26 protein-coding genes and 1 tRNA gene are annotated in these 26,409 nt (G+C 64.6%); 11 read left to right on the forward strand and 16 right to left on the reverse strand.

The features are described from left to right. Positions 1–28 precede the first annotated feature (28 nt). The gene (gene yiaA / locus ACQ4WR_RS13350) at positions 29–460 is read right to left on the reverse strand and encodes an inner membrane protein YiaA (RefSeq protein WP_436487772.1); all 432 of its coding nucleotides are present in this window, start codon (positions 458–460) and stop codon (positions 29–31) included. A gap of 83 nt (positions 461–543) precedes the next feature. Further along, positions 544–1,491 (reverse strand): DUF808 domain-containing protein, encoded by a 948-nt coding sequence (locus ACQ4WR_RS13355; protein ID WP_102297367.1) that lies wholly within the window; start codon positions 1,489–1,491, stop codon positions 544–546. Between the two features lie 191 nt (positions 1,492–1,682). Between ACQ4WR_RS13355 and ACQ4WR_RS13360 the strand changes: the two genes are divergently transcribed. From ACQ4WR_RS13360 to ACQ4WR_RS13370, 3 genes are all read left to right on the forward strand, one after another. Then, positions 1,683–2,324: a LysE family transporter gene (locus tag ACQ4WR_RS13360; protein WP_102297364.1), complete on the forward strand. Its 642-nt coding sequence runs from the start codon at positions 1,683–1,685 to the stop codon at positions 2,322–2,324. A 110-nt stretch (positions 2,325–2,434) separates the two neighbouring features. Beyond that, a complete protein-coding gene (locus ACQ4WR_RS13365) occupies positions 2,435–4,276 on the forward strand; it encodes a DUF6600 domain-containing protein (RefSeq protein WP_436487776.1) in 1,842 nt (613 codons plus the stop codon). A 357-nt stretch (positions 4,277–4,633) separates the two neighbouring features. Further along, complete coding sequence (locus ACQ4WR_RS13370; protein ID WP_086140485.1) at positions 4,634–4,930, forward strand: DUF493 family protein; 297 nt, start codon at positions 4,634–4,636, stop codon at positions 4,928–4,930. Here ACQ4WR_RS13370 and ACQ4WR_RS13375 read toward each other — a convergent pair. Beyond that, a complete protein-coding gene (locus ACQ4WR_RS13375; RefSeq protein ID WP_436487778.1) occupies positions 4,923–6,128 on the reverse strand; it encodes a multidrug effflux MFS transporter in 1,206 nt (401 codons plus the stop codon). The two genes, ACQ4WR_RS13370 and ACQ4WR_RS13375, sit on opposite strands and share 8 nt — an antisense overlap. Before the next feature lie 118 nt (positions 6,129–6,246). Between ACQ4WR_RS13375 and pdxR the strand changes: the two genes are divergently transcribed. The 4 genes from pdxR to ung all read left to right on the forward strand — a co-directional run bounded on the left by pdxR (position 6,247) and on the right by ung (position 10,371). After that, a complete protein-coding gene (gene pdxR, locus ACQ4WR_RS13380; protein ID WP_436487780.1) occupies positions 6,247–7,713 on the forward strand; it encodes a MocR-like pyridoxine biosynthesis transcription factor PdxR in 1,467 nt (488 codons plus the stop codon). A 79-nt stretch (positions 7,714–7,792) separates the two neighbouring features. Beyond that, entirely contained in the window at positions 7,793–8,509 is a 717-nt protein-coding gene (lipB, locus tag ACQ4WR_RS13385; RefSeq protein WP_102295193.1) for a lipoyl(octanoyl) transferase LipB, read from the forward strand. Positions 8,510–8,547: 38 nt separating this feature from the next. Then, a complete protein-coding gene (gene lipA / locus ACQ4WR_RS13390; protein WP_436487782.1) occupies positions 8,548–9,564 on the forward strand; it encodes a lipoyl synthase in 1,017 nt (338 codons plus the stop codon). 144 nt (positions 9,565–9,708) lie between these two features. Beyond that, positions 9,709–10,371, forward strand: a complete 663-nt coding sequence (gene ung / locus ACQ4WR_RS13395; RefSeq protein ID WP_436487784.1) for a uracil-DNA glycosylase — start codon at positions 9,709–9,711, stop codon at positions 10,369–10,371. A gap of 205 nt (positions 10,372–10,576) precedes the next feature. Here ung and ACQ4WR_RS13400 read toward each other — a convergent pair whose 3' ends face one another. Next, the gene (locus ACQ4WR_RS13400; RefSeq protein WP_436487786.1) at positions 10,577–12,766 is read right to left on the reverse strand and encodes a TonB-dependent receptor; all 2,190 of its coding nucleotides are present in this window, start codon (positions 12,764–12,766) and stop codon (positions 10,577–10,579) included. Between the two features lie 95 nt (positions 12,767–12,861). Next, the gene (locus tag ACQ4WR_RS13405) at positions 12,862–13,206 is read right to left on the reverse strand and encodes a hypothetical protein (RefSeq protein ID WP_436487788.1); all 345 of its coding nucleotides are present in this window, start codon (positions 13,204–13,206) and stop codon (positions 12,862–12,864) included. Positions 13,207–13,352: 146 nt separating this feature from the next. Between ACQ4WR_RS13405 and ACQ4WR_RS13410 the strand changes: the two genes are divergently transcribed. Continuing rightward, positions 13,353–14,510, forward strand: coding sequence for a PepSY-associated TM helix domain-containing protein (locus tag ACQ4WR_RS13410; protein WP_436487790.1), 1,158 nt, complete (start codon positions 13,353–13,355; stop codon positions 14,508–14,510). A 103-nt stretch (positions 14,511–14,613) separates the two neighbouring features. Then, a complete protein-coding gene (locus ACQ4WR_RS13415) occupies positions 14,614–15,036 on the forward strand; it encodes a PaaI family thioesterase (RefSeq protein WP_102295202.1) in 423 nt (140 codons plus the stop codon). A gap of 112 nt (positions 15,037–15,148) precedes the next feature. Here ACQ4WR_RS13415 and ACQ4WR_RS13420 read toward each other — a convergent pair whose 3' ends face one another. The 7 genes from ACQ4WR_RS13420 to ACQ4WR_RS13450 all read right to left on the reverse strand — a co-directional run bounded on the left by ACQ4WR_RS13420 (position 15,149) and on the right by ACQ4WR_RS13450 (position 20,192). Continuing rightward, positions 15,149–15,844, reverse strand: a complete 696-nt coding sequence (locus ACQ4WR_RS13420; protein WP_436487792.1) for an anti-sigma factor — start codon at positions 15,842–15,844, stop codon at positions 15,149–15,151. Next, positions 15,841–16,431 (reverse strand): sigma-70 family RNA polymerase sigma factor, encoded by a 591-nt coding sequence (locus tag ACQ4WR_RS13425; protein ID WP_436487794.1) that lies wholly within the window; start codon positions 16,429–16,431, stop codon positions 15,841–15,843. The genes ACQ4WR_RS13420 and ACQ4WR_RS13425 overlap by 4 nt, the downstream gene beginning before the upstream one ends. Positions 16,432–16,649: 218 nt before the next feature. Beyond that, a complete protein-coding gene (locus ACQ4WR_RS13430) occupies positions 16,650–17,171 on the reverse strand; it encodes a peroxiredoxin family protein (protein ID WP_436487796.1) in 522 nt (173 codons plus the stop codon). Positions 17,172–17,278: 107 nt separating this feature from the next. Continuing rightward, complete coding sequence (locus ACQ4WR_RS13435; RefSeq protein ID WP_102295210.1) at positions 17,279–17,965, reverse strand: BON domain-containing protein; 687 nt, start codon at positions 17,963–17,965, stop codon at positions 17,279–17,281. Further along, complete coding sequence (locus ACQ4WR_RS13440) at positions 17,958–18,554, reverse strand: phosphoheptose isomerase (protein WP_102295211.1); 597 nt, start codon at positions 18,552–18,554, stop codon at positions 17,958–17,960. The genes ACQ4WR_RS13435 and ACQ4WR_RS13440 overlap by 8 nt, the downstream gene beginning before the upstream one ends. A gap of 57 nt (positions 18,555–18,611) precedes the next feature. After that, on the reverse strand, positions 18,612–18,971 hold the full coding sequence (locus tag ACQ4WR_RS13445) for a YraN family protein (RefSeq protein ID WP_102295219.1): 360 nt from the start codon (positions 18,969–18,971) through the stop codon (positions 18,612–18,614). 9 nt (positions 18,972–18,980) lie between these two features. After that, positions 18,981–20,192, reverse strand: a complete 1,212-nt coding sequence (locus tag ACQ4WR_RS13450) for a penicillin-binding protein activator (RefSeq protein ID WP_436487798.1) — start codon at positions 20,190–20,192, stop codon at positions 18,981–18,983. 165 nt (positions 20,193–20,357) lie between these two features. Here ACQ4WR_RS13450 and rsmI point away from each other — a divergent pair, with 165 nt between their 5' ends. Next, the gene (gene rsmI, locus ACQ4WR_RS13455) at positions 20,358–21,266 is read left to right on the forward strand and encodes a 16S rRNA (cytidine(1402)-2'-O)-methyltransferase (protein WP_436487800.1); all 909 of its coding nucleotides are present in this window, start codon (positions 20,358–20,360) and stop codon (positions 21,264–21,266) included. Positions 21,267–21,305: 39 nt separating this feature from the next. Here the strand turns inward: rsmI and ACQ4WR_RS13460 are convergent, their stop codons facing one another. Beyond that, on the reverse strand, positions 21,306–21,935 hold the full coding sequence (locus tag ACQ4WR_RS13460) for a hypothetical protein (RefSeq protein ID WP_436487802.1): 630 nt from the start codon (positions 21,933–21,935) through the stop codon (positions 21,306–21,308). Positions 21,936–22,113: 178 nt separating this feature from the next. Here ACQ4WR_RS13460 and ACQ4WR_RS13465 point away from each other — a divergent pair. Continuing rightward, a tRNA-Pro gene (locus tag ACQ4WR_RS13465) sits at positions 22,114–22,190 on the forward strand. A 173-nt stretch (positions 22,191–22,363) separates the two neighbouring features. Here the strand turns inward: ACQ4WR_RS13465 and ACQ4WR_RS13470 are convergent. From ACQ4WR_RS13470 to ACQ4WR_RS13480, 3 genes are read right to left on the reverse strand one after another with little or no spacing between them, the layout of a single operon-like run. Further along, on the reverse strand, positions 22,364–23,287 hold the full coding sequence (locus ACQ4WR_RS13470) for a hydroxymethylglutaryl-CoA lyase (RefSeq protein ID WP_436487803.1): 924 nt from the start codon (positions 23,285–23,287) through the stop codon (positions 22,364–22,366). Position 23,288: 1 nt separating this feature from the next. Next, positions 23,289–24,221 carry a 2-hydroxyacid dehydrogenase gene (locus tag ACQ4WR_RS13475; protein WP_436487805.1) on the reverse strand — a complete coding sequence of 311 codons (933 nt, stop codon included), beginning with the start codon at positions 24,219–24,221 and terminating at the stop codon, positions 23,289–23,291. 11 nt (positions 24,222–24,232) lie between these two features. Beyond that, positions 24,233–26,260, reverse strand: a complete 2,028-nt coding sequence (locus ACQ4WR_RS13480) for an acetyl/propionyl/methylcrotonyl-CoA carboxylase subunit alpha (RefSeq protein ID WP_102295232.1) — start codon at positions 26,258–26,260, stop codon at positions 24,233–24,235. Between the last annotated feature and the right edge of the window lie 149 nt (positions 26,261–26,409).

Genomic DNA, 26,409 nt, shown 5'->3' on the forward strand with positions numbered 1-26,409 from the left:
GATATACAGGTAGACGCGCGGGCGGCGACTAGGTTCCCGCGACCTCGCCGGGCAGGCCGGCGTTGGCGCGCGCCACGTCACGCACGTTCTTTTGCACGGCCACGGCGGCAAACAGGCTGAGCAGGAATGCCATGGCATAAAAACCCTTTTCGCTGTTTTGCAAGGTGGCGTTCCACAGGCCCACCGTCAGCAGCAGCAAGGCCAGCAGCACGGAAATCCAGCACAGGCCAAAGTAGATGCCCGTCACGGCGATGCCTTCCGTGCGGTCGCGCACGGATTTTTGCAGCGAGATGGCGGCGAACAGGCCGTACATGAGGATGGTGAAGTAATAGCCTTTCTCGTTGAGCGCCATGCCGGCGTTCCACAGGCCCGCCAGGTAGGTGATGACGCCGATCAGCAGGGCCAGCCAGGAGGCGCCGATGAAGGCACTGCTGGGACGTTGGAAAGGGGATGTCTGCATAGGATCTCATGGGCGGGCAGGCGCCGCGGCATGGCCGGGGCGGCAGGCACGGATGCGCCTGCCGCCCCATCAGACCAGAAAAGTTATTTGCCCGATTTGACCAGGCGCAACAAAGCCGAGACGGCCTTGACGCCGGCCAGCACCAGGGCGCCGGCGATGACGCCGGCCACGGCATTGATCAGGCTGGGCGTGATGGCCGCCAGCACGGGGCCGATGCCGGCCACGCCGCCGACGGCTTGCTCGGCGTGGTGCAGCATGCCGCTGGCCCATGGCCAGCCGTGCGTCAGGATACCGCCGCCGACCATGAACATGGCCAGGGTACCCACCACGGAAAGGAATTTCATCAGTTTCGGCGCCGCCGACACCAGCATGCGGCCAAAGCCGCGCACGCCATCCATCAGCACCCCCGCGCCCTTGCGCGCGGCCAGATAAAAGCCGGCGTCGTCGAGCTTGACGATGCCGGCCACCAGGCCATACACGCCCACCGTCATAAGGAGGGCGATGCCGACGACGACGGCCACCTGCTCGGCGAAGGTGGCCGTGGCCACCGTGCCCAGCGCGATGACGATGATTTCCGCCGACAGAATAAAATCGGTGCGGATGGCACCCTTGATCTTGTCCTTTTCCAGCGCGACGAGGTCGACCTGCGGATCGCGCAGCGCCTGCGCCAGCTCGGCCTTGTGGCTGTCGTCCGGGTGCAGGTATTTATGCGCGATTTTCTCGAAACCCTCGAAGCACAGGTAGGCGCCGCCCACCATCAAGAGCGGCGTGATGGCCCACGGTGCAAACGCGCTGATGGCCAGCGCAGCGGGCACGAGGATGGCCTTGTTCTTCAGCGAGCCGACGGCGACGGCCCAGACCACGGGCAGTTCGCGCTCGGCGCGCACGCCGGCCACCTGCTGCGCGTTCAGCGCCAGGTCGTCGCCCAGCACGCCGGCCGTCTTCTTGGCGGCCACCTTGGTCATCAGGGAAACGTCATCGAGGATGCTGGCGATGTCGTCGAGCAGGGCCAGCAGGCTGGAGCCGGCCATCTCAGCGCGCTCCCACGGCGGTGGCAGGGAATCGTGGAGCGAGGAAAGTGTTGTTTTTCATGATGTTATTCTTGGTTGAGCGGCAATGGATGATGTAGGTACGGCATGACTGCGATCTTACCCCAGGGATGGCCGGCAGGGCCGCACGGGGCGAGGTAAAATTGCTCACCATCTCATTTTTCGGACACCGCATGCCCTTCGCCACCTGGATCACCTTTGTCATCGCCGCTTCCATCATCGCCGTCTCGCCCGGCTCGGGCGCCGTGCTGTCGATGTCGCACGGCCTGTCGTACGGGGTGAAAAAGACCAGCGCCACCATTTTTGGCCTGCAGCTGGGGCTGCTGGTCGTGCTGGCCATTGCAGGCGCCGGCGTCGGCTCCCTGCTGCTGGCGTCCGAAGTGGCCTTCAACATCGTCAAGACGGTGGGCGCGTTGTACCTGATCTACCTGGGCCTGTCGCAGTGGCGCGCCAAGGTGGCCGTGGCCGGCGACCTGCATGCCGACGCCGTGGTACCGTCCTTGCGCCGCCGCGTGCTGACGGGTTTTTTGACGAATGTGACCAATCCCAAGGGCATCATTTTCATGGTGGCGGTGCTGCCGCAATTCATCAGCCCGGCGTCGCCGCTGCTGCCGCAGCTGCTGATACTGGCCGTCACCATGTGCACCATCGACCAGATCGTGATGCACAGCTACGCCTTCCTTGCTTCCTCGATGCAGCGCTTCTTCCGCGACGCGCGCGCCGTGAAAAAGCAGAACCGTTTCTTTGGCGGCCTGCTGATGGCCGTGGGCGCGGCCTTGTTCTTCGTCAAGCGCGGCGGCCAGGCAGCGGCCTGAAGCAGACAATATGCAAACATTTGTAAGCCCGCTTGCGGTGCCGGCCCGATAGGACTGTAATCGGGGTGTTGTCTACCTTTCATCTTTGTCCGTCCTGCCTGGAGCGCGCCATGCGTCCGACCCTGTCTCTCCCGTTGTTGAAAACCATCTGCGCCATGCTGCTGTCGTCGGCATGTACGCTTGCCCTGGCGCAGGACCCGCCCGCCCGCGTGGGGCGCATTTCCACCGTCGAAGGGCAGGTGCTGGTGCGCGCCGGCGATGGCGAGGCGCAAAACGCCCTGCTGAACTGGCCGATTACCACGGATAACCGCCTCACCACCATGCGCGGCGCGCTGGCCGAGTTCCGCGTCGGCGCGGCCGCCGTGCGCCTCGATGGCGATGCGGAACTGGAAGTGAGCGAACTCGATGACGACAGCGTCAAGCTGCACCTCGGCTACGGCACGGTGAGCGTGCGCGTGCGCAATGCGGAGGCGCTGCGCGGCGTCGAGCTGACCACCGCCGAGGCCCGCGTGATCCTCACCCAGCCGGGCTGGGTGCGCATCGATGCCGGGCGCCAGCCCGGCACCAGCGTCGTCAGCGTGCTTGAAGGGGCGGCCGACGTGGATGGCGCGACGGGCAGCGTCACCTTGCGCGCCGGCAAGCGCGCCGAGCTGACGGACGAGGAACTGCGCACCGGCTCGCTGCAGCGCGTGGCGTTCGACAACTGGCCCGAAGCCATGCCCGCCGCCACGCCGGCCTTGCGCTATGTCACGCACGATACCACCGGCTATGAAGAGCTGGACCGCTACGGCGCGTGGCAGGAAGATGCGGAATACGGCCCCCTGTGGCTGCCCGGCAGCGTGCCGGCGGGCTGGGCGCCGTACAGCGACGGGCGCTGGACCTGGATCGCGCCGTGGGGCTGGACCTGGGTCGACAATGCGCCGTGGGGCTACGCGCCCTCGCATTATGGCCGCTGGGTGCTGCGCGGCCAGCGCTGGGGCTGGGCACCGGGCCGCGACCGCGCGCGCGTGCCTTGGGCGCCGGCGCTGGTGGGCTGGGTCGGCGGCAATCACGAAGCCCATCACGGCCAGCGCCCCGGCGTCGGCTGGTTCCCCCTGTCGCCGCACGACCGCTACGTGCCCGGCTACCGCGCCAGCAGCGAGTACGAACGCCGCCTCAACCGCTACGCCGACGGCCGCCGTCCCGTGGCGGGCGAGCGCGAACGGCGCGAAGGCATGACGATGCTGCCCGGCGAGCGCTTTGGCGGCCGCACGGTGGATGTGCCGCGCCGCAACCGCACCACCATGCCGCCGCCCGTCCTGCAAAGCTTGCCGGTGAGCGCGCCGCCGCCGCCGGCGGGCAACTGGCAGCGTCCTGCGGACCGGCCGCGCACGGATGGCGGCCCGCGTGGTCCGCGCGACTGGGTTTACCGCCCTGGCCGCCTGCAGACGGACGATGGGCCGACACGCCTGGCGCCGCGCCCGGCCATGCCATCCCAGCCGGCCCGCCCGCCGATGCAGACTGTCCCGCCATCATCGGTGCAGCCGCCGTCGCCGCCCGTGCCATCGCAGCCCGTGATGCCCTCCATGCCCGCCTTGCCGCCCGTGCAAGACCATGTGGCGCGCCCGCCCCAGTGGCGTGGCGACGAGCGCCAGCGTGACGAGCGTCCGCGCGCCGAGCGGCCACAACGCCCCGGCATGGAACGTCCCGCCGACCTGCAGCGCCACGACGAGGGCCGCTGGGAGCGCGAACGCAGTGCGCGCCGTGAAACGCTGCAAACGTCTCCGCCGCCGTCTCCACCGCCGGTAGCTGCACCGCGTCCGGCGCCGCCGCCGATGCCGGCACCGGTGGCCCGTCCACCGGAGCCACGTGCGCCCGAGCGCGCCACGCCGCCGCGTGAACGGGGCAATGAGCGCGGCGGCGAGCGCGGCAATCCTGGCCGGAACGGCCGGCAGATGGAAGCGGACCGCTGACGCCAGCCGCCATCCCACGCCACTTCACGCTCCCGCCTGGTCGCGCCTGGGCGACGTTCATGCCGCCAACGCGGCAGTTCGTCACATGCCGCAGGCCAGGCGGCGGCGTTTTGTCTACAGTGGCGTCATTGCGGAACTGCGCAATCCTTGTGGTGCGAGAGCATCAATTTTCCGGCTATTTTGGTCAAACGAAATAGTTTTTGCCAGCTTGCACAGCTGGCTTTTTTTTGCGCCGGCGCCGGCGCAGCCACAACGGGCGCAGCCGCCCCCAAAGTTGGCTACAATACGCTTTTATGCAGCCGCCGCGCGCGAGGTATGCCGCGCCGCCTGTCCTGACCGGCACTGATTGGAATTCCCATGCAAACCACCCCTCCTACCGAACATATCATTCCGCCCAGCGAATCGCTGATCGAATACCCGAGCGACTTCCCCATCAAGATCATGGGCCCGACGCACGTCGACTTCGCGCCGACCATGCTGGAACTGGTGATCAGCCACGATCCGACCTTCCACGCGGGCCGCATGGAAGAGCGTCCATCGGGCAAGGGCAATTACACGGGCCTGACCGTGACCGTGCGCGCCATCAGCCGCGAGCAGCTCGACGCCCTGTACACGGCGCTGTCGGGCCACCCGATGGTGAAGATCGTCATGTAAGGCGTGCTGCCGCCACGCTGGCCCGGCTCTTCGTGAGCAGCCAGACGGCGGCAAACGCGCCACTGGCCGCCGCCGTCACCCATAGCAACGGTTTTTCCGTGCCGTCCGTGATGGCGGCGATGATGGCGCCGCAGACGGCCGTGATGGCCATCTGCACAAAGAAAAACAGGCCCGAGGCGCTGCCCGCCTGGGCGCCATATGGCTGCAGCACGGCCAGCTGGCAGGCCGGAATGGCCATGCCCACCGACACCATCACCAGCAGCATGGGCGCCACCAGCGAGGCCACGTGGCGCGGCGCCAGGCTGCCGGCCAGCAGCAAACTGGCCGCACCCGCCACATTGATCAGCACCGCCACCCCCAGCATGTGCTCGGCGCCCAGGCGCGGTCCCAGCTTGCGAAACAGGCTCGATCCCGCGATATAGCCGCTCACCGTCAGCGCAAACACCAGCGCATAGGCGTGCGGCGACAGCTGCATGCCCCGTTGCAGCAGCACCGACGATTCCGCGATGAAGGGAAAATAGGTGCAATACACACAGCCGATGGCCAGCGCGTAGCGCAGGAAATAGCGCTCGCCCAGCAGCCGCCGGTACAGCGCCAGGGTATTTCCTTGTGGCACGACGCCGGCTGGCTTGGTTTCCGGCACATATGCGGCGATCAGTCCCAGCGACAGCGCCCCCAGCGCGCACAGCACGCCAAACACGGCGCGCCAGCCGAAGGCCGCGTCGAGCACGCTGCCGGCCAGCGGCGCCAGGATCGGCGACAGGCCCATCACCATCGAGATTTGCCCCAGCATGCGCGCCTGCGTGGCGGGATCGAAGCGGTCGCGCACCATGACCCGGCCGATGATGGTGCCGCTGCAGCCGCCGAACGCTTGCAGCAGGCGCGCGGCGAGCAGCACGTGGACGTCGGTGGCCAGCGTGCAGACGATGCTGGCGAGCACATAAATGGCCGTGCCGGCCAGCAGCACGGGACGCCGGCCCCAGCGGTCCGCCAGCGGCCCGCAGGCCAGCATCGACGCGGCCGAGCCGGCCATGAACAGGCTCAGGGTCAGCTGCAATTGCGCATCGCTGGCATGCAGGGCATCGGCCATGGCCGGCAGCGAAGGTAAATAGATATCGATGCTGATGCGCGACAGGCACACCAGCAGCAGCACGATGGCGCCCCAGGCCCATAGGGGAAGTGTTGTTCGTTGATTCATGTTTTTCGATAAGCAAGAGATGGCAGACGCACCAGAACGGTGAGAGTAAGATGGTTGTGGTGTAATGCGAAGTGCCAGTCATCACAAAATTCATTGGACCACTTGGACGACCATTATCATGCCGCGAGGAAAATCACCGCACACCCTGGACTTGCCGCGCCCCACCAGCTGGCTCGACAAGGCAGGCGTCAGCAAGCAGGACGGCGCCTATGAAGCGCTGCGCTCGGCCATCCTGACGAAGCTGCTGCCGGCCGGCAGCCGTTTGCCGTCCAGCCGCACCCTGGCGGAGCGGTGGGAATTGTCGCGCGGCACGATCGAAACCGTGTTCGACCGCTTGCACGCGGAAGCGTATGTGACGCGCGTGCCCGGTTCCGGCACGCATGTGTGCGCCGTGGTGCCGGAACGCTTCCTGATGGCGGAAGCGGGCGACGCCATCCCGGCCGGACCAGCGGCGCAGCCGGCACCCGTGTCCGATACGGGCGTGCGCGACGGCTTGCCCTTCGTTGCGCGGCGCGCCGATGCCAGCCTGTTTGCCGTCGCCGCGTGGTCCAAATGCGCCACGCGGGCGCTGGCCGCCGCCACGCCGGAGCAGCTGTGCAGCGCCGATCCGGCCGGCGCCTTGCCGCTGCGCCAGCAGGTGGCCGATTACCTGGCCAAGTATCGCGGCATCCGCTGCGACCCGCAAGACATCATCGTTACCACGGGCATCCGCCATGCGCTCGACTTGCTGGCGCGCAGCGTCGTGCGCGATGGCGACAAGGTCTGCCTGGAAGACCCCGGCTACCCGGCCGCGCGCGCCCTCTTCGGCCTCTGCGGCGCCGTGCCCGTGGACATTCCCGTCGATGCCGAGGGCATCGATTGCGCCGCCCTGCGCCTGCATGGCGACGCCCGCCTCGCCTATGTGACGCCGGCGCACCAGTCGCCGCTGGGCGTGACCATGTCCGTCACGCGCCGCCTGGCCTTGCTGGAATGGGCCAATGACAGCGGCGCCTGGGTGGTGGAAGACGATTACGACAGCGAATTCAATTACCAGAGCGCCCCGCTGGCCGCCCTGAAGGCGCTCGACCAGTACCAGCGCGTGATTTACTGCGGCAGCTTCAACAAGACGCTGTTCGCCGGCCTGCGCGTGGGTTTCATGGTCCTGCCACCCGCCTTGCGCGCGCCGCTGTTGCGCACCTTGCAATTGACGGGACGCTCCGTGGGCATCACGGAACAGCTGGCGCTGGCCGCCTGGATGGAAGAAGGCGCCTTCGTGCGCCACTTGCGCCAGGCGCGGCTGGCCTACAAGGAACGGCGCGACCTGCTGCTGGCCTGCCTGGAACAGTTCGCCCCCGGGCGCTACACCATTTCCGGCCAGCAAGCGGGCTTTCATTGCGTGCTGTGGCTGGCGCCAGGCGGTGACGAACGCGCATTTTGCGCGCGCGCGGCGCAGGACGGCCTGGCGCTGCAGCCGCTGGGCGACTTTTGCCATGGCGCCCAGCTGGCGCCGGCCGTGCTGCTGGGCTACACGGCCCTGAGCCTGGCGCAAGTGCGCCACGCTGCACAAAAATTGGGCAGGTTGCTGTTGCCAGTGGACTACGCCTGAATGAAACAGCGGCCTGGCTTATAATCACGGCTTCGCCGCAGCGTCCGCAGGGCGCCGGCAGCTGACCACAGAATCTGTCATGACCACCACCCGCACCGAAACGGCGCTGATCCGCGAACTGGGCCGCGTCGATTACGAGCCGACCTTTGCCGCCATGCGCGCGTTTACCGATGCGCGCACGACGGACACGCGCGACGAACTGTGGATCGTCGAGCATCCGCCCGTGTTTACCCTGGGCCTGGCGGCCGACCGCGGGCATTTGCTGGCCGGCGCCGCGATTGAAGAAAACGCGATCCCCGTGGTGCAGACGGACCGGGGCGGCGAAGTCACCTTCCACGGCCCCGGCCAGGTGGTGATTTACCTGCTGATGGACTTGCGCCGCAACAAGCCGGGCGGCAAGCTGTATGCGCGCCAGTTCGTGCATAAAATCGAGCAAGCCATCATCAACGTGCTGGCGGCGTATAATCTCGCTGGCGAGCGCATCGATGGCGCGCCTGGCATTTATATTGCCGGCGGGCCAGACAAGGGTGCGAAGATCGCCGCGCTGGGCTTGAAAGTGCGCGGCAACGGCTGCACCTACCATGGCGTATCGCTCAACGTGGCGATGGACCTGGCACCGTTTTCCTGGATTAACCCCTGCGGCTATTCCGGCCTGAAGACGGTGGACATGCGCAGCATGGGCGTGGTGGCGCCGCTGGCCGAGGTGCAGCGGGCCCTGGCCCATGAATTGACCGTATTACTCGATGTAAGCGAAGCAAACAGCGCCGCAGGCGCGCCTCAGGCAGCGGATGCCTGAGCAAACAAACCAACACCGCCCGTCAAGGGCTTGCAGCCATGACTTCTGAGACCATTTCCAGCACCGCCCCCGCCGCGACCGCCGCTCCCGCGTACAACCCGAGCGAAAAGCAAAAAGGCGCCAGCAAGACGTCGCGCATTCCGATCAAGATCATTCCGATCGAGCAAGTCGAGCGCCTGAAAAAGCCGGACTGGATCCGCGTCAAGGCCGCGTCGGCATCGACGCGCTTCTATGAAATCAAGGACATCCTGCGCGAAAACAAACTCGTCACGGTGTGCGAGGAAGCCAGCTGCCCGAACATCGGCGAATGCTTCGGCAAGGGTACGGCCACCTTCATGATCATGGGCGACAAGTGCACGCGCCGCTGCCCGTTCTGCGACGTCGGCCATGGCCGTCCTGATCCGCTGGACAAGGAAGAGCCGGCCAACCTGTCGAAAACCATCGCCAAGCTGCGCCTGAACTACGTCGTCATCACTTCCGTCGACCGCGATGACCTGCGCGACGGCGGCGCCGGCCACTTCGTCGAGTGCATCCAGCAAACGCGCGCCCTGTCGCCGAACACCCGCATTGAAGTGCTGGTGCCCGACTTCCGCGGCCGCCTGGAAAAAGCCCTGAACCTGTTCAAGGATGGCTTGCCTGACGTCATGAACCACAACCTGGAAACGGCGCCGCGCCTGTACAAGGAAGCGCGTCCCGGCTCCGACTACCTGCACTCGCTGAAACTGCTGAAAGACTTCAAGGCCATGTACCCGGACGTGAAGACCAAGTCCGGCATCATGGTAGGCCTGGGCGAGACGGACGAGGAAATCCTGCAAGTGATGCGCGACATGCGCGAGCACGACATCGACATGCTGACCATCGGCCAGTACCTGGCGCCATCGAACAGCCACTTGCCCGTGCGCCGCTACGTGCACCCGGACGTGTTTAAAATGTTCGAGGAAGAAGCATACAAAATGGGCTTCACCCACGCCGCCGTGGGCGCCATGGTGCGCAGCTCGTACCACGCGGATGAACAGGCGCACAGCGCCGGCGTGGAATCGGCGCTGAATTTTTAAGCACCTTGTGCCGTATCAAGCCGCCCGCTGTAGAGCCGGGCGGCTTTTTTTTGCCTGTCCGTATCGTGCCCGCCTCATGCGGCCGGGCGTCCTATACTGGCGTGCTGAAAAAGCATGGTTGATGGATAAGCTATGAGGTGAGTGATGGACGTACGCATCGACGCATCGTGGAAGGCGCGGCTGGAGCGCGAGTTTGTCCAGCCGTACTGGGAGCGCCTGGCCGCCTTCGTGAAGGAAGAGTACGCGGCGGGGCCGTGTTTTCCTCCCGGTAAAGCCATCTTCCGCGCTTTCGACCTGACGCCGTTCGAGCAGGTCAAGGTGGTGATCCTCGGGCAAGACCCGTACCACACGCCCGGTGCCGCCATGGGCTTGTGCTTTTCCGTGCCGGACGGTCATCCCGCGCAGCCGAGCCTGCAGAATATTTTCAAGGAATTAGCCACCGACATGGGCGTCGAGCGCACGCGCACGGATTTGTCCGACTGGGCCGAGCAAGGCGTGTTCCTGCTCAACAGCGTATTGACTGTGCGCGCGGGGGCGGCCGGTTCGCACGCGGCCAAGGGCTGGGAAAAGTTGACGGACAGCGCCATCCGGCATTTGTCCGCCGAGCGCGACAACCTCGTCTTCATTCTGTGGGGCGGCTATGCGCAAGCCAAGCGTACCCTGATCGATCCCGGCAAGCACCTGGTGCTGGCGGCGCCGCACCCTTCTCCCTTGTCGGCAAGCAAAGGTTTCTTTGGCAGCAAGCCGTTCAGCCAGGCGAATGCGTATTTGCAGGCGCACGGCCAGAAAGCCATCGCCTGGGCATGATGATGAAATGGTACGGCAGCCGACAGCGGCAGGCGTTGCTCCCTGCCGCTGTCTTCGCGCGTAACTCTGAGAACATCTATCAAAACCTGCTGCGCGTCGCGCGTCGCGGTTTCCGAAGTTCGCTGACCTGGCGTTCCGTGCATACGCACCGTGCCGCGTCTCAAGCACAACGCACATCCGCCCGCTACGGTTTTGCCAGCTGTTGTTAGAAGCTTGTTGATAAACCCGCATAGAAACTGCGGCGGGCACCGTACTGCGGTGCACCCACGCCGACGCCGGAACCGTCGCGCAGCAGATACGATTTGTCGAACAGGTTGATCAGGGCCAAGCGTCCCTCGACTTTGCCGACAGGCGTGTTTTTCCACGTGTGCGTGAGCGCCGTGTTGACGGTGAAATAGCTGGGCAGATGGCCGGAATTCGGTGCGCCGCCGTCCGGTGTCAGCCGCAGGCCGCTGCCGTACAAGAAGTCAGCGCTCACTTGCGAATCGCCGAAATGGTAGTGGCCGCCGCCTGACATCGTGTATTTCTGGTCATGATCGAGATAGACATAGTGGGAGCTGATGTAGTTCAACTCATCGGCGCCAAACAGGGCCTGGCCGGAATTGATGTTGCGTCCCTGCGCCTTTTGCGTGCTGGCGTTGAGGAACAGGCCCCAGTTTTTCTCGCTGTAAATAGCCGACAATTCCAGGCCCTTGGCGTAGCCGTCCGCGTAGTTGAACGGCGTCAAAATCAGTGCCTGGCCGAACTGGCCTTCGTCCAGCAGATTGCTGATTTTTTTGTAATACACATCGGCCGTCAAGGTCAGTTTGGAATTGACCTGGTGGCTGATGCCGACGTCGTAGTAATGCGTGCGCTCGGCCTTGACGTTGTCGGACTGGCCGATTTCCGGTGCATTCGTCGTGTTGGCGTACAGGTCGATGCTGCCTTGTGCGGCCAGTTCCTGTGGCGGCGGCGTGAAATAGCGCGAATAGCCCGCGTGCACGGCCGTTCCGGGCGCCAGCTGATACGCGAGGTTGATGCGCGGACTCCATTGCTGCTCGCTGGTGTAGGCCGAGATCTTGTCGAAGCGGGCGCCATAGTTCAGGGTCAGCGGCTTGCTGATATGCCATTCATCCTGCAGATAAACACTGGCCAGGGTACCCGTCTTGCCGCTGTTGTCCAGCACCGTGATCGGCGTGGTGGACGATTGCGCGCCATCGATCGCCGGGAACACGGCCACCGTGTTGTCGCTCGTGGTTTTCTGGCGCGTGTAGGCCAGGCCCGCGCGCAGGGTGTGATCCTGGTGCAGTTTATAACTGATGTCGAACTGGGCACCGGACGCGCTGTTCGAGCGGCGCGAGTCGGACGCCACGCCGTTGTAGATCAGGTCGCCAATGGGATCGGGCGTGAAGTGCAGTTCCGAATACTGGTGGAAGGCGGACAGCTGGTAATTGATGTCGCCCAGACTTTTTTGCAGCGAGACGACGAGGAAGCGGTTCACTTCGCGCTGGTTTTCATCGAGCTGCGACGACGGCAAGGTCGACGTGCCCGCCTGTGCATCGCTGTGGCCGGCAAGCGAAAAGCCCGGCGCCTGGTCCGGGTTATTCGGGATCTGGAAGCGGCCGTTATAGGTGCCGAACATGGCGCCCACGCGCGTATTGTCATCGAGGAAATACGACAGGCTGCCGAAGGTTTTGTTCTGGCGCGTCTTGTCGTGCAGGGCGCTGCGCGTGTCTTGCGGGTTTTCCACGCCCAGCGCATTGCCCAGGTAGCTGCCGGACAGGTAGTAGTTGAACTTGCCGACGCTGCCGAAAAATTCGGCACTCGGCTCCACATGGTCGTGGCTGCCCACCAGGATGCCGATGCGTCCGCCTGGCGTCATGCCGCCCTCTTTCGTTTCAATGTCGACGATGCCGGCCGTGCGCAGGCCGAACTGGGCCGGCAAGGCGCCCGTGATGAAGTCCGTCTTGTCGATCAGGCGCGTGTCGATCGACTGGCCGAAGCCGCTGATGCTTTCCGGCAGTTGCACGCCATTGATGCGGTATTGCACGTTGGCATGGTCGTCGCGCACGTGCAGGGCGCCCGAACCTTTCGAATCCTGCGACACGCCCGGCAGGCGCAGCAGCACTTCATTGAACGGCGTGTTGTCACCTTGCCCCAGCATGCCGACCATGTGGCTGTCGATGCTGTAGATGGTGGTGCCGACTTTCGGCGACAGCTCGATGCGCGCGCTTTTCAGGTGGGCGGACGTGACTTCCACCGTCTGCATGGCTTGCGGCGCAGCATCGGCTGCCGTCGCGGCCGTGGTATCGGCAACGGCGATGGCGGCATCCGCAGGCTCGGCGGCATGGGCGGAAACGGTAAACAGGCTGGCAAGGGCGAGCGACAACGCGCTCAAGCGTGGTGTGTGTTGCATGATAAACCTCAAAATAGTCGACGCCAGGCGGCACGGCACGCGTCAGAACGAGAACGCGGCGGTGCAGCCTGCAAAAAAGAAAAACAGCGTGGGAACTACAGAGAGATGGCAGGCGGGCCGCGCACGGGCGGCAAGGCGAGGATGGCGACAGGCGCCACGGTGGCTGGCGCGATGGCCAGCAAGCGGTACGGCAATAACTGGGCCGGCGGCTCGACGATGACCGGCGGCACGGCGATATCGGCCACCTTGTCGATGACGGTGGCGCATAGCGCGCACTCTTCCGCGTCCAGGCTGGTCTTGTGCAGGTGCGAGGCGGCCGTCGACAGCAGGAACACGAGGGCCAGCGCACTGAACAGGGCCACGCACAAACGCCACGGCGTGCGCGCAAAGGCGGCGGCACCGTGATGAGCAAGCTTGCGGGTGGGCTGGCGGGAAGACATGGGCGAATAGTAGCAAGAAAAACCCGTCGCTGTCAGCGCTTGTTGCAATTCATTTGCTTTATGCAAGCGCCGGATAATGTTTTTCACGCCCCTGCTTTCATGCTATCGTTCCGCAGCCCAAAATTCCCACAGCCTCCTTGCCTCCCATGTCCCAACGCCCGATCAAGTACTTGTTCGCCAAGTTGCACCTGTATGCCGGCCTGTGGTTCGGCACGCTGTTCGTCCTGCTGGGCTTGACGGGTTCTGCCATCGCCTGGATGCCCGAGCTCGATGCGTATCTGAACCCCAGCCTGTTGCAGGCCAGCAACCCGGCGCCGGGCCAGGTCTTCCAGGTGACGCCGCGCACGCTGCAAATGGTGGTGGAGCGGCTGGCCGCCGACCCTGTTTATGGCAAGCCGAGCCAGATCAATCCGCCGGCCGATGCGCGCGACGTGTACATGGCCTCGTACCGCCAGGCGGACAAGCCATCGCCGTTGCGCCAGGCCATCGTGCGTCAGGTGATGGTCGACCCCTACACCCTGCAAGTCAAAGGCGAGCGCGACTGGGGCCGTTTCGGCCTCACGCGCCCGCTGCTGATGTCGGGCATGTTTCATTTGCACCGCTATCTGCTGTCGGGCGAGGTGGGCAAGACGATTACCGGCATTTCCGGCGTAATGCTGCTGCTGATGGCCATCAGCGGCATCTATCTGTGGTGGCCGCGCCTGCAGTGGTCGGCGATCAGGCGCGCCCTGACGGTGTCGCACGGCGGCTCCTGGCCGCGCTTTAACTATTCGCTGCACAAGGCGGCCGGCTTCTTTGCCGCGCCCGTGCTGGCCGTGCTGGCCTTTTCCGGCATCTATTTCAATTTGCCGCAGCTGGTGGTGCCGCTGGTGGACCTGGTGTCGACAGTGCCGGACACGGCGAAACTGAAAAATGCACAGCACGACGGCGCCGTGCTCGACGCGGGCCAGGCCATGGCCGCCGCGCAGCAGCTGTATCCGCAGGCGCGCGTCTCGCGCATCGTGCTGCCGCCGAAGCAGGACCAGCCATACGAGATCCGCGTGCGCCAGCCCGATGAAATCGCGCAGGGCGACGGCGCCACGCGCATCACCCTGGATGCGCGCAGCGGCCAGGCCCTGCGCATCCGCGACCCGCTGACGGCGCCATATGGCGAACGCTTCCTGGGCTGGCAATTCCCCCTGCATTCGGGCCAGGCGTTCGGCGTGGGCGGGCGCACTTTTATTACCGCCTTCGGCCTGATGCCACTGCTGTTCATGTTGACGGGGACTCTCGTGTGGTGGAAACGGCGGCGTCCCCGGAAATAAGCGGCCGCCAAACTGATACGGGAAAAGTTGCTATCATCATAGTAGTTTCCGGCAGCCTTTGCGCTGTCCGGCATCCTCACGACAACAAGGAAAAGCAGAGACCATGAGCCATCCCGAGATCACCGTAGCACTACTGAATGAACGCGGCGTGGGCCGTTTGCCCGGCCATCTGGGTATCGTCATCACGGAAGTGGGCGACGGCCAGCTGACGGCGGAACTGCCCGTGCTGCCGCATTTGCTGGCGCCGAATGGCTATCTGCACGCGGGCAGCGTGGTGACCCTGGCCGATACGGCTTCCGGCTATGGCTGCATCGTCAACCTGCCGGAAGGCGCGACGAACTTCACCACCATCGAACTCAAATCGAACCACCTGGGCACGGCCCGCGAAGGCACGCTCACCTGCACGGCCAAGGTCGAGCACAAGGGCCGCAACACGCAAGTGTGGGATGCCGTGGTGAAAAGCAAGGACACGGGCAAGACGATTGCCCTGTTTCGCTGCACGCAGATGATTCTGTATCCTAAATAACCCAAGGGCAAAATACGTCAACTGCTGGGGTCAGACCCGGCGGGGGAATTTGCCCCAATGGGGGAAATTCGGATCCCGAAGGGAACGACCCCGGCCCTTGCTTTTGGGTTTGCTAGATTTTCACCCAGTTACCTTTATACAAAATCGGTCCCGTCGGTCCATTCGGATCGGGCGAACCGCCTTTCGGCTCCAGGGTGACGGCCAGCAGGGCCACGTCGTTGCCGATGGCGCGTTCGGACAGGGCCAGTTTCACGCTGCCCTTGTCGGCCAGCAAGCCGAGAGAGCGCGGATTGCCGCTCTTCGGCACGGCCCACAGTTCCAGATCCTTATCGCTCGGCACCGGCGCGTTGCCCACCATGCGCACGTCGAGGGCGCCGTGGCGGCTGTCGGCTGTCAGCAGCAGGGCCGTTTGCGCTTTCTCGTCCGTCAGGCTGGCGACATAGCTGATCTGTGGCGCATCCAGCATGCGCGTGGCCACGACGATCACCAGCAGCGCGGCGATGGCGCTCGAGGCCATGCCCAGCGAACGCCAGAATGACAGCGAATCGCGCCACAGGGCCCAGCCGCCTTGCGGCGCCAGGTGCAAACGCTGCTCGATCTGCTTCCACACGCGCTTGGGCGGTGCCACCGGCGTGGCGAATTCGGCCATCGGTTCCAGGCGCTGGCGCCATTCCGCCGTGATATTGCGCAAATCGGCGTCGTTGTGCAGCCAGCCTTCGAAACGCCGCCGCGCGCCCCCTTTCAGGGTGCCCAGCACGTATTCGGACGCCAGTTTCTGGCGCAGGGTGTCGTTGCCACGGATATTCATGATGCCTCCCGTTTTGCCAGGCACGTGCGCAGCCGTTCCAGGCTGCGGCGTATCCAGGTCTTCACGGTGCCGATCGGCAGCGACATCTGCTGCGCCACTTCGCTGTGCGACAGGTCATGGTAGTACGCCAGCGCAACCACCTGCCGGTGCAGCCCTTCCAGGGCGGACATGCAAAACGCCAGCGCCTTGGCATCACCGCTCATCTGCAGCGATTCGATCGGCGTGGCCTGGGGGTCTCGGAGTGCGTTCATGACTTCACTATCAAACTGGTCGGCATCGATTTCCACGGTATCGTCGCTGCGCCGCAGCACATCGAACGCCTTGTTGCGCACGATGGTGGCCATCCAGGTCATCGGCGCCGCCAGATGGCTCTGGTATGTGGCGGCGTTGTTCCAGATGGCGACGAACCCCTCTTGCAAGGCTTCTTCAGCGAGCTCTTGCTTATGCAATATACGCAGCGCGAAGCCAAACAGTTTCGATGATGTGCAGTTATATAGCTGACGGAACGCGATGGCGTCCTTGTTGCCGGCGGCAAGCAGCCAGGTTTTGAGTTGTTGCAGGTCGGGCGGTTGAGCGGCTAGGGACACGGCTGGCCTTCACAAGGTGAGTGGGATCACGCATGGGAAGGTTATAACAAATTAGTAATTCTTAGCAACAAGGTTTTATGCCGTGTTCTCATCGCCTTCAACGCCCCGCAAAAGCGTAGCGAGCGGAAGTGAGTTGCGGCAGAGAAGCGGAACTGCGCCTGAGCACAGTGAGCATCGCAGGCTGCAAATGGCGACGCGCAGCAGCTGATGTGCGACGTTTATCCGGCGATGGCCTTTTCCAGCAGCTTGTGCAGTTCGGCAAACTCGGGCTTGCCCACATAGCGCTTGAGGATCTTGCCCTGCTTGTCGAGCACGAAGGTGGTCGGCGTCAGGGCCACGTCGCCGTAGGCCTTGGCCGCTTCGCCCGTCACGTCGAGCGCCACCTTGAAGGGCAGCTGGCGCGTTTCGGCAAAGTTCAGCACATAGTTGGCCGGATCGTATTTCATGGCCACGGCCACGAATTCCAGGCCCTGCCCCTTGTACTTGTTGTAGGTATCGACCATGTCCGGCATTTCCGCCACGCAGGTGGTGCACGAGGTGGCCCAGAAATTGACCATCACGACCTTGCCGCGCAGGCTCGCCGAGGTGATTTTCTCGCCGTGGATGCCATGGAAGGTCACGTCCGGCGCGTTTTGCTTGTCGTTCAGCGACAGATAAGCAGCCGCTGCCACGCCCGCGACGAAGACGGCGATGAGGGCTGGCTTGATACAGGACTTGCTGGCGGATGGCGAAGTTGACATGTCGAAGTTGAATAAGTCACTTGAAAAGCGCGGCACAGACGCCACGATGCGGCTATTGTAGCCGTATCGTGGCGTCCTTGCTGTAGGTCAAACGGCGGAGACGACGCTTACTGCTGGACCGTATCGCTGACCGTGCTGGTGGTGCGCTGCTGCGGCGCTTCCGGCTGCAGCTGCTTGAGTTCCGCTTCCGAGATGTAGTCGAACAGCTTGACCACTTTCTGCACGCCGCTCACGCCGCGCGCCACGTCGGAGGCGACGGTGCCTTCGCGCTGGGTCACGCGGCCCATCAGGAAGACGGTGCCGTTTTCCGTGACGACCTTGAACGAGGCGGCCGAGATGGTTTTCATGTCCACCAGGCTGGCCTTGACCTTGCCCGTGATCAGCGCGTCGTTCGAGCGCGAGGTATAGCTGGCGGGACCGGCGATGATCAGTTCATTCGCCACCGATTCCACGCCTTCGATATTGCGCACTTCGCGCTCGACGGCATTTTTCATCGCTTCATCGCGCACTTCGCCCGTCAGCAGGACGCGGCGGTTGAAGCTGGTGACATTGACATGGCCCACGTCGCCGACGATGGAAGGAATGCGCGACTCGCCTTTCAGGGCGATCGACTTGTCTTCGGTCTGCGCGCCCAGGGTGCGGCGGTCCGCCGCGGCGACGCCGCCCATCACCGCGCCGCCGACCATCAGTTCGATGCAGCCGGTGAGCGAAGTGAGCATGGCACCGCACAACAGGGCGGTGGCCAGCGGGCGTTGTACGCGTTTCCAGCCTGGGCCAGTACCGAATTTAGTCATTCACGTCTCCTCCGAATAGCGCGACGTCGATGCCGTCGCAGATGCAATGTATGGTGGTCAGATGGACTTCCTGGATGCGCGCCGTGCGTTCGGCCGGCACGCAGATATGCACGTCGGCATCCGTCAGCATCTTGCCGATGGCGCCGCCGTCCTTGCCCGTCAGCGCCACGACGCGCATTTCGCGCTCGAGCGCCGCTTCCACGGCGGCCATCACGTTGGCCGAATTGCCCGACGTGGAGATGGCCAGCAGGATGTCGCCAGCCTGGCCGAAGGCCTGCACCTGTTTCGAGAAGATCTCGCGATAGCTGTAGTCATTCGCCACGGCCGTCAGGATCGAGGTATCCGTCGTCAGCGCCAGGGCTGGCAGCGGAAAGCGCTCGCGTTCGAAGCGGCCCACCAGTTCGGCGGCAAAATGCTGGCAGTCGGCGGCGGAACCGCCATTGCCGCAAGCGAGGATCTTGTTGCCGTTGGACAGGGCGTAAAACATCAGCTCGATTGCCTGCGCAATCGGTTGCGCCAGTACGGTGGCGGACTGGATCTTGATTTCGGCACTTTCGTGGAAGTGCGAGAGGATGCGTTGATTATTCATAGTCTGCCGATTATAGTGCAGGCGCGCGGCATGGCGAACAAGCACTGTTAAAAATGCTTACATATCCAGGATGTTTTTCAGCCAGCTGATGCGCCCGCCGTCGATGCACAGCGCGTCGAAGCGGCAGGCCGGCAAGCGCTGTTGGCCCAGCAGCCAGGTTTGCGCGGCCAGCACCATGCGCCGCTGCTTGGCCGGCGTGATGCTGGCCAGGGCGCCGCCGAAGCGCGCGCCGCTGCGCAGCCGCACCTCGACGAAGACGACGCTGGCGCCATCGCGCATGATCAGATCGAGTTCGCCACCCCGGCACAAATAATTACGTTGCACCAGCAGCAAGCCCTGCGCCAGCAGATACGCGAGCGCGGCATCTTCCGCCTGCCGCCCCCGTTCCTGCCTGTCTTGCGTGGACGCTGGCGACATGGCGTGTCCTTATTCTGCCTGCGGCAAGGCGACGGGCGTGGGCGCGGCCGGCGGCCAGGTGCCGAGTGCGCCCTGCTGGTAGGTGGCGGCTTGCTCCGTGCGTTCAAACACCGTCTGGCCATCCTCGAAACGCACGGCCAGGCGGCCCGTCACGCCATCGAGCGTGAATGGCGCATTTGGCCGCAGCGCCACTTCGCGCGCCACGCGGAAGGCATCGATGCCCAGCGCGTACAGGCGTTCCATGTCGGCCGTCAAACGGGCATCGGCCGGTTGCGGCGGCTGCGGGTACACCATCACTTGCGGATGGTCGCGCTGCACTTGCCATGGCAAGTCCAGCAGGCGCGCACCGTCGAGTTCAGGACCGCTGGCGCCGCGCCCGGCGCCGGGATTCAGGGACGAGGTGCCATACAGGGGCAAGTCGCTGCCGATGGCCACGCGCAGCTGGCGCGCCTGGTCGGCGTCGAGTGCGGCAAACAGCAGGCCTGGCGGCGTGGCGGCCAGGCGCGCGCGCAGTTGCACCAGTTCAGCGTCGCTCAGGTAGCCGTTTGTCGCCGTCAGGTCCATCGTTTCGATCTTGCCGCCCTGGCGCAGCCATTCCTGCTTGAAGGCGGCGCTGGTGCGGCGCTGCGAGGGCGAGCCGGCCGACAGGATCAGCGCGCTGGCACCCGGTTGTTCGCTGGCGGCCCAGGCGGCGACCTGGCGTGCTTCCGCCTCGATCGACAGGCCCATGACAAGCATTTTTGCCGGCAGGCGCGCTCCGCCGCGGTTGTCCGGGTGGTTCAGGGCGATGGTTGGCTTGCGTACCAGGTCGCTGTTCGCCACGGCCGTGACGGCCGAGCGCGACAGGGGACCCACGACGATGTCCTGCTCTTCCTGCGCTTGCGCAAATTTGTTCAGCACGTCGCTGCTGCCGTCGCCCGTGTCGATCACCGTCACCTCAAAGCCGCTGCGGTCACGCTCATATGCGGCCATGAAGCCGGCACGCAGCAGTTCGGCGGCCGGCCCCAGGGAAGCCGAGCGTAGCGGCAAGAGCAGGCCGATGTGATGAACCTTGCCGTCGGCCGGCGCCGGCGCCGTGGCGGCCGGCATGTCGAGCGCGGTGCCGGTGGCCGGCTTGGTATTGATGGGCGCCAACGGGGCGCCGTTGCTGTCGTAGGCGGTAATATCGGGTACGGCCACGGCAAAGGTGACGGGCTCCGGCGCCGGCGGTTTCGGCGGCACGGGTGGCGGCAGTGGCTTCGGTGGTGGTAGCGGCCTTGTGTTAGATTCAATAGGCGCGCACAATTGCCCGGGCGCGTCGCAAGGCGTGCTGCAAGCGCTCAGCATGCCGGTCGCGGCACAAACAAGCAGTAACTTCACACTATTAGCAAGCATTTAACCTCCAAAATGACCGTACAAGAAATCAGTTCCATCGCCAGCCTGCCCATCATGACAGAGGCGGCGCACCAGGTCTATCCTATCGCAACATTGTATATAGTGGCCACGCCGATCGGCAATGTGACCGATATCAGCCTGCGCGCGCTGCATTTGCTGAGCCTTGCCGATGCCGTCGCCTGTGAAGATACGCGCAACACGGCGCACCTGTTGACGCGCTTTGGCCTGAACAAGCCGTTAATTGCGGCGCATCAACATAACGAACGGGAAGTGGCGCAAACCCTGATTGCCCGCCTGCATGCCGGCGAACGCATCGCGCTGGTGTCCGACGCGGGCACGCCCGCCGTCTCCGACCCGGGCGCGCGCATCGTCGACGCCGTGCGCGCGGCCGGCCTGCGCGTATTGCCCCTGCCCGGCCCCTCGGCGGCGATCACCGCCATTTCCGCCAGTGGCCTGTTGAATGACCAGTTTTACTTTGTCGGCTTCCTGCCGGCCAAGGCCAAGCAGCGTGAAAACATGCTGCACAGCTTGCGCGGCGTGACGGCGACGATGGTGTTTTATGAAGCGCCGCACCGCATCCTCGATTGCGCCACGGCCCTGGCCGAAGCGTTCGAGCCGACGCGCCAGGTGGTGTTCGCGCGCGAACTGACGAAACTGTTCGAGGAAATCCACCGCTGCCCCCTGTCCGAGGCGGAAAGCTGGATACGCGCCGACGCGCACCGCGAAAAGGGAGAATTCGTCGTCCTGCTGGAAGGCGCCACGCAAGCGCAGGACGCGGAAGACGTGGAAGCGGAGCGCATCCTCAACATCCTGCTGGCCGAGTGCAGCGTCAAGCAGGCGGCTAACCTGACGGCGCAGATCACGGGGCGCAAGAAGAATGCCCTGTATGAGCGGGCGTTGCAGTTGAAGGGGCAGGAATAATTTTACCCGCAGGCCCATTGCGGGCGTGTTATTAAACTATTACCACTTGCAGCCGCTGTCCTTCTTGTCCAGCAACATCAGCACGGGCGCCAGCAAGCCTGCGCCTGAATAGGCGGTGCGGCAATCGCCGCGCTTGCCTTGCGCGATGTCGCGCGCCAGCTGGCTTTCCGTTTGCAGGGGCTTGTCGGGGATTTGCCCCACGGCCGTGCCCACCTTGGATGGATCGCGCTCGCCCGCCATCTTGCGCGCCGTTTTCCTGGCCGCGTCCATGTCGAATTTCGGTGTTTCCGGGGTTTCTTGCTTGATGCTATCGGCACTGGCCGCCGGCGTGGCCGGTGAGACTGGTGCGACGGTGATGGCTTGCGGGCCGGCTGCCGGCGCGTTGGCCGCCGCCGGCGTTTCCCGGGTGGTGGCAAGCTTCGGCTTGCGGATGGGCTTGGGTTCGCGCTGCGGTTTGACAACGTCGGCGGGTGGCGGTGGCGGCTTGGCGGCCAGCGGACGTATCCACACGGCGATCGATTCCACCTTGGCGCCTGCTGGCGCCAAGGTGGGCGGCTGGGCATGGCGCCACAGATACACCAGCGCGCCATGCAGCAGCAAGGACACGGCAATGCCCAGCGCGACGCCGCGGCGATCCGGCAGGGGCTGGCCGCCACTGTTTCTTTCCATCCTGAATTCCATTGCCGTCGTCGCCTTCATGTCTGATCGGGAAAACTTGCCAAGCCAGTGTCGCATACTTCAATCGTTTTGAAAAATACATGTATCCGAGTAACGCGCGTAAATAATTTACACAGAGTTTCACCTGACCCTTGACCGAAGTCGATACGGCCTGTATTATCTTGGTCTTCGGAGTGTGGCGCAGCCCGGTAGCGCACCTGGTTTGGGACCAGGGGGTCCAAGGTTCGAATCCTTGTACTCCGACCAAATTTGTAGAAAAAAACCCAAGAGCTTCGGCTCTTGGGTTTTTTTTCGTCTGTACGGTTTACGTACGCCGGGGGCGGTCGGGTAGGTCGGGTTAGCGCGCAGCGCGTAACCCGACAACAGTGTTGGCTATGTCCTTGGTGGCGTCGGATTACGCGCTTGCGCGCTAATCCGACCTACACAGCTGCGCGTTTCGCCGCGATGGCGTTGCCCGCGCGGCTGGAGCCCTTGCGCCCCAGCTGCTGCGAAATGAACTGCCCCGTGTCGACCACCAGGTCCAGGTCGATACCGGTGTCTATTCCCAGGCCCTGCATCATGTACAGCACGTCTTCGGTGGCCACGTTGCCGGTGGCGCCCTTGGCGTACGGGCAGCCGCCCAGGCCCGACACGGACGAGTGATAAATCGCGATGCCTGTTTCCAGGCTGGCGTAGATATTCGCCAGCGCCTGGCCGTAGGTGTCGTGGAAGTGGCCGGACAGCCCGCCCACATGGAAGGCGGCAATCGCGCGTTCCATCACCGCCTGCGTCTTGCGCGGCGTGGCCACGCCGATGGTGTCGGCGATGTCGATCTCGTCGCAACCGAGGTCGCGCATGCGGCCCACCACGTCGGCCACGGCGTCGAGCGGCACGTCGCCCTGGTACGGGCAGCCGAAGGCGCAACTGATGCTGCCGCGCAGGCGCAGGCCGTGCTGCTTGGCCGCCTTGGCCACGCCTTCGAAGCGGGCGATCGACTCGGCGATGGAGCAGTTGATGTTCTTTTGCGAGAAGGCCTCCGAGGCGGAACCGAAGATCACCACTTCATCGGCCTTCGCCGCCAGCGCTGCGTCAAAGCCTTGCATGTTCGGCGTCAGTGCCGAGTACATCGTGCCGGGGCGGCGCGCGATTCTCTCCATCACTTCCGCGCTGGTGGCCATCTGCGGCACCCATTTCGGCGAGACGAACGATGCCGCCTCGATATTGACGAAGCCGGCCTGGGTCAGGCGGTCGACCAGCTCGATCTTCACGGCGGCGCTGATGGTTTCCTTCTCGTTTTGCAGGCCGTCGCGGGGGCCCACTTCGACGATCTTGACCTGTTTCGGCAAACTAGCTTGAGCATTCATTTCAGTATCCTTGCAAACGGTTGACGATGCCGGCAACCACTTCTCCGGCTTGCAGGCGGCGCATCTTGGCGGCGATCTGCGCCACGCTTTCGCGGCGCAGGGTGGCGGCCGAAATATGCGGCGTGATGGTGATGCGGGGTTCTTGCCAGAACGGGTGCTGCTGCGGCAGTGGCTCGTTGCGGAACACGTCGAGCGTGGCGCCGGCGATATGCCCCGAGCGGATCAAGGTCAATAAATCCGGTTCGGCGATATGCGCGCCGCGCGCCACGTTGATGATGTAGGCGCCCGGCAGCAGCATCGACAGGCGGGTGCGGTCGAGCAGGTTGTGCGTGTCCGGCGTGAGCGGCAGCATGCATACCAGCACGCGCGTGCCGCGCAAAAAGGCGTCGAGTCCCTCCTCGCCGGCGAAGCAGTCCACGCCATCGATGTGTTTCTGGCTGCGGCTCCAGCCACGCAGGGGAAACTCGAACTGTGCCAGCGCATCGAGCACGCGCGTGCCCAGCACGCCCATGCCCAGCACGCCGACGGGAAAATCCGCCTTGTCGAACGCGGGCAGCGGCTGCCAGATGCCGGCGCGGCCCTGCGCCTCGTAATCGTCGAAACGGCGGAAGTGGCGCAGCACGGCGTGGCTCACATATTCGGCCATCTGCACGCCCATGCCCGCGTCGTCGAGGCACACGAGCGGCACGTGGTCCGGCAGCGCGTCGCCGAACTTTAAAAGCGCGTCGACGCCGGCGCCCGTATTGAAAATGGCTTTGACCTTGGCCAGCTCGGGCAGCATGGCGGCGGGCGGCTGCCACACGACGGCGTAGTCGCATGGTTCAACCGCTTCGCCTTCGCGCCAGAAATGGATTTCGGCCTCGGGCAGCAAGTCGCGCAGGTCGCTGATCCACGCCGCCTCCTTGCCGTCCGAACGTTGTAACAGGATGCGCATGGTGGCTGCCTTTATGCGGCTGCCTTGAAGGCCAGCAGCGGCGCGCCATCGGCCACCTGGTCGCCGACCGCATACAGCACGTCTTCCACCAGGCCGTCGTGCGGCGCGGCGATCGTGTGCTCCATCTTCATGGCTTCCATGATGACCAGCGGCTCGCCCTTCTTGACGTCCTGGCCCTTGTTCACCAGTACGGCGACCACCTTGCCCGGCATCGGCGCCGTCAGGCGCCCGCCTTCCGCTTCCACTTCGCCCGCATGCGCCATCGGATCGTTGTAATGCAAGGTATGGTGCAAGCCGCCGGTAAACACGTGGAACTGTTCGCCGTCGCGGCGCACGGTGCCGTGCACGGCCCGTTCACCCAGCTTGATGTGCAGCTCGTTGCCTGTGTGCGCCGTCAGGGAGAGGGGCTGGCCGTTGAACAGCCAGCCATCCGTCTTGTAGGCGATGCGCGCCGCATAGGCCTTGTTGTCGCTGGCCAAGGTGAATTCATCGGCGAACGACAGGCTGCGCCCCAGGGTGCTGTTCAAACGCCAGCCCAGGGCATTGCCCCACGGGTCGGCGCGGTTGGCCGATTGCGTTTCGGCCGCCGCTTTTTCCTCCAGCAGCAGGGCCACGGACGCCAGCGCCAGGGCCGTGTCGGGCGCCGCCTGCAAGGCGGGGAACAGCGACGCCTGATTGCGCTCGATGAGGCCCGTGTCGAGGTCGGCGCTGGCGAAGGCCTGGCCTTCGACCAGGCGTTTCAAGAAGGCGATATTGCTGGCCAGGCCGACGATCTGGTAATCGGCCAGCGCCTGCGCCATGCGCGCCAGTGCCTCGCGGCGGTCGGCGCCCCAGACGATCAGCTTGGCGATCATCGGATCGTAGAATGGCGAAATGGCGTCGCCCTCGCGCACGCCCGAATCGATGCGCACGGCGGCCGGCACCACCGTGCCACCGAGTTCGAACGTGACGGCCGAAGGCGACTGCATGTGGCGCAGGGTGCCGATCGATGGCAGGAAGCCCTTCTCCGGATTTTCCGCATAGATGCGCGCCTCGATGGCGTGGCCGTGGATGGTCAAATCGCTTTGTTTTTTCGGCAGCGGTTCGCCAAAGGCGACGCGCAACTGCCATTCCACCAGGTCGGTACCGGTGATCATTTCCGTCACCGGATGCTCGACCTGCAGGCGCGTGTTCATTTCCATGAAGTAGAACGAACCATCCTGGTTGGCGATGAATTCCACCGTGCCCGCGCCGACATAGCCGACGGCCTTGGCGGCGGCAACGGCCGCTTCGCCCATGGCCGCGCGGCGCTCTGCCGGCATGCCCGGCGCCGGTGCTTCTTCCAGCACCTTTTGATGACGGCGCTGTACCGAGCAATCGCGCTCGAACAGGTAGATGCAGTTGCCGAGCGTGTCAGCGAACACCTGGATTTCGATATGCCGCGGACGCGACAGATATTTCTCGGCCAGCACCTTGTCGTCGCCGAAAGAGCTGATCGCTTCGCGCTTGCACGAGGCCAGCGCGGCCTTGAAATCGGCGCTGTTCTCGATGACGCGCATGCCCTTGCCGCCACCGCCGGCCGAGGCCTTCAGCAGCACCGGGTAGCCGATCTTGTCGGCCTGGCCGTGCAGGAAGTCCGCATCCTGTTCTTCGCCGTGGTAGCCAGGCACCAGTGGCACATTGGCTTTTTCCATCAGCGACTTGGCCGCCGACTTGGAACCCATGGCGCGCATGGCCGATGCCGGCGGGCCGATGAAGACCAGGCCGGCAGAGGCGCAGGCGTCGGCGAAGTCGGCGTTCTCGGACAAAAAGCCGTAGCCGGGGTGGATCGCCTGCGCACCTGTCGCCAGCGCCACGGCGATGATCTTCTCGCCGCACAGATAGCTTTCCTTGGCCGGCGCGGGACCGATCAAGACGGCTTCATCGCACACGGCGACGTGCTTGGCGTTGGCGTCCGCCTCCGAATACACGGCGACGGTCTGGATGCCCATGCGGCGCGCGGTAGCGGCGACACGGCAAGCGATTTCGCCGCGGTTGGCGATCAGGATTTTAGTGAACATGGTCTCTCTCTATTCTCTCAAAAAGGGGCAGCTGTCTCTTGGCGGACCTTGTCTGCTGGCGTGTCGGCTTACGCGCTTTGCGCTAAGCCGACCTACGCATTGGTGAGGCGGTATTCGTAGGTCGGGTTAGCCGGCACGGCGTAACCCGA

The organism is Janthinobacterium amylolyticum (assembly GCF_051380655.1).
In the GTDB taxonomy this organism is placed as follows: Bacteria; Pseudomonadota; Gammaproteobacteria; order Burkholderiales; family Burkholderiaceae_D; genus Janthinobacterium.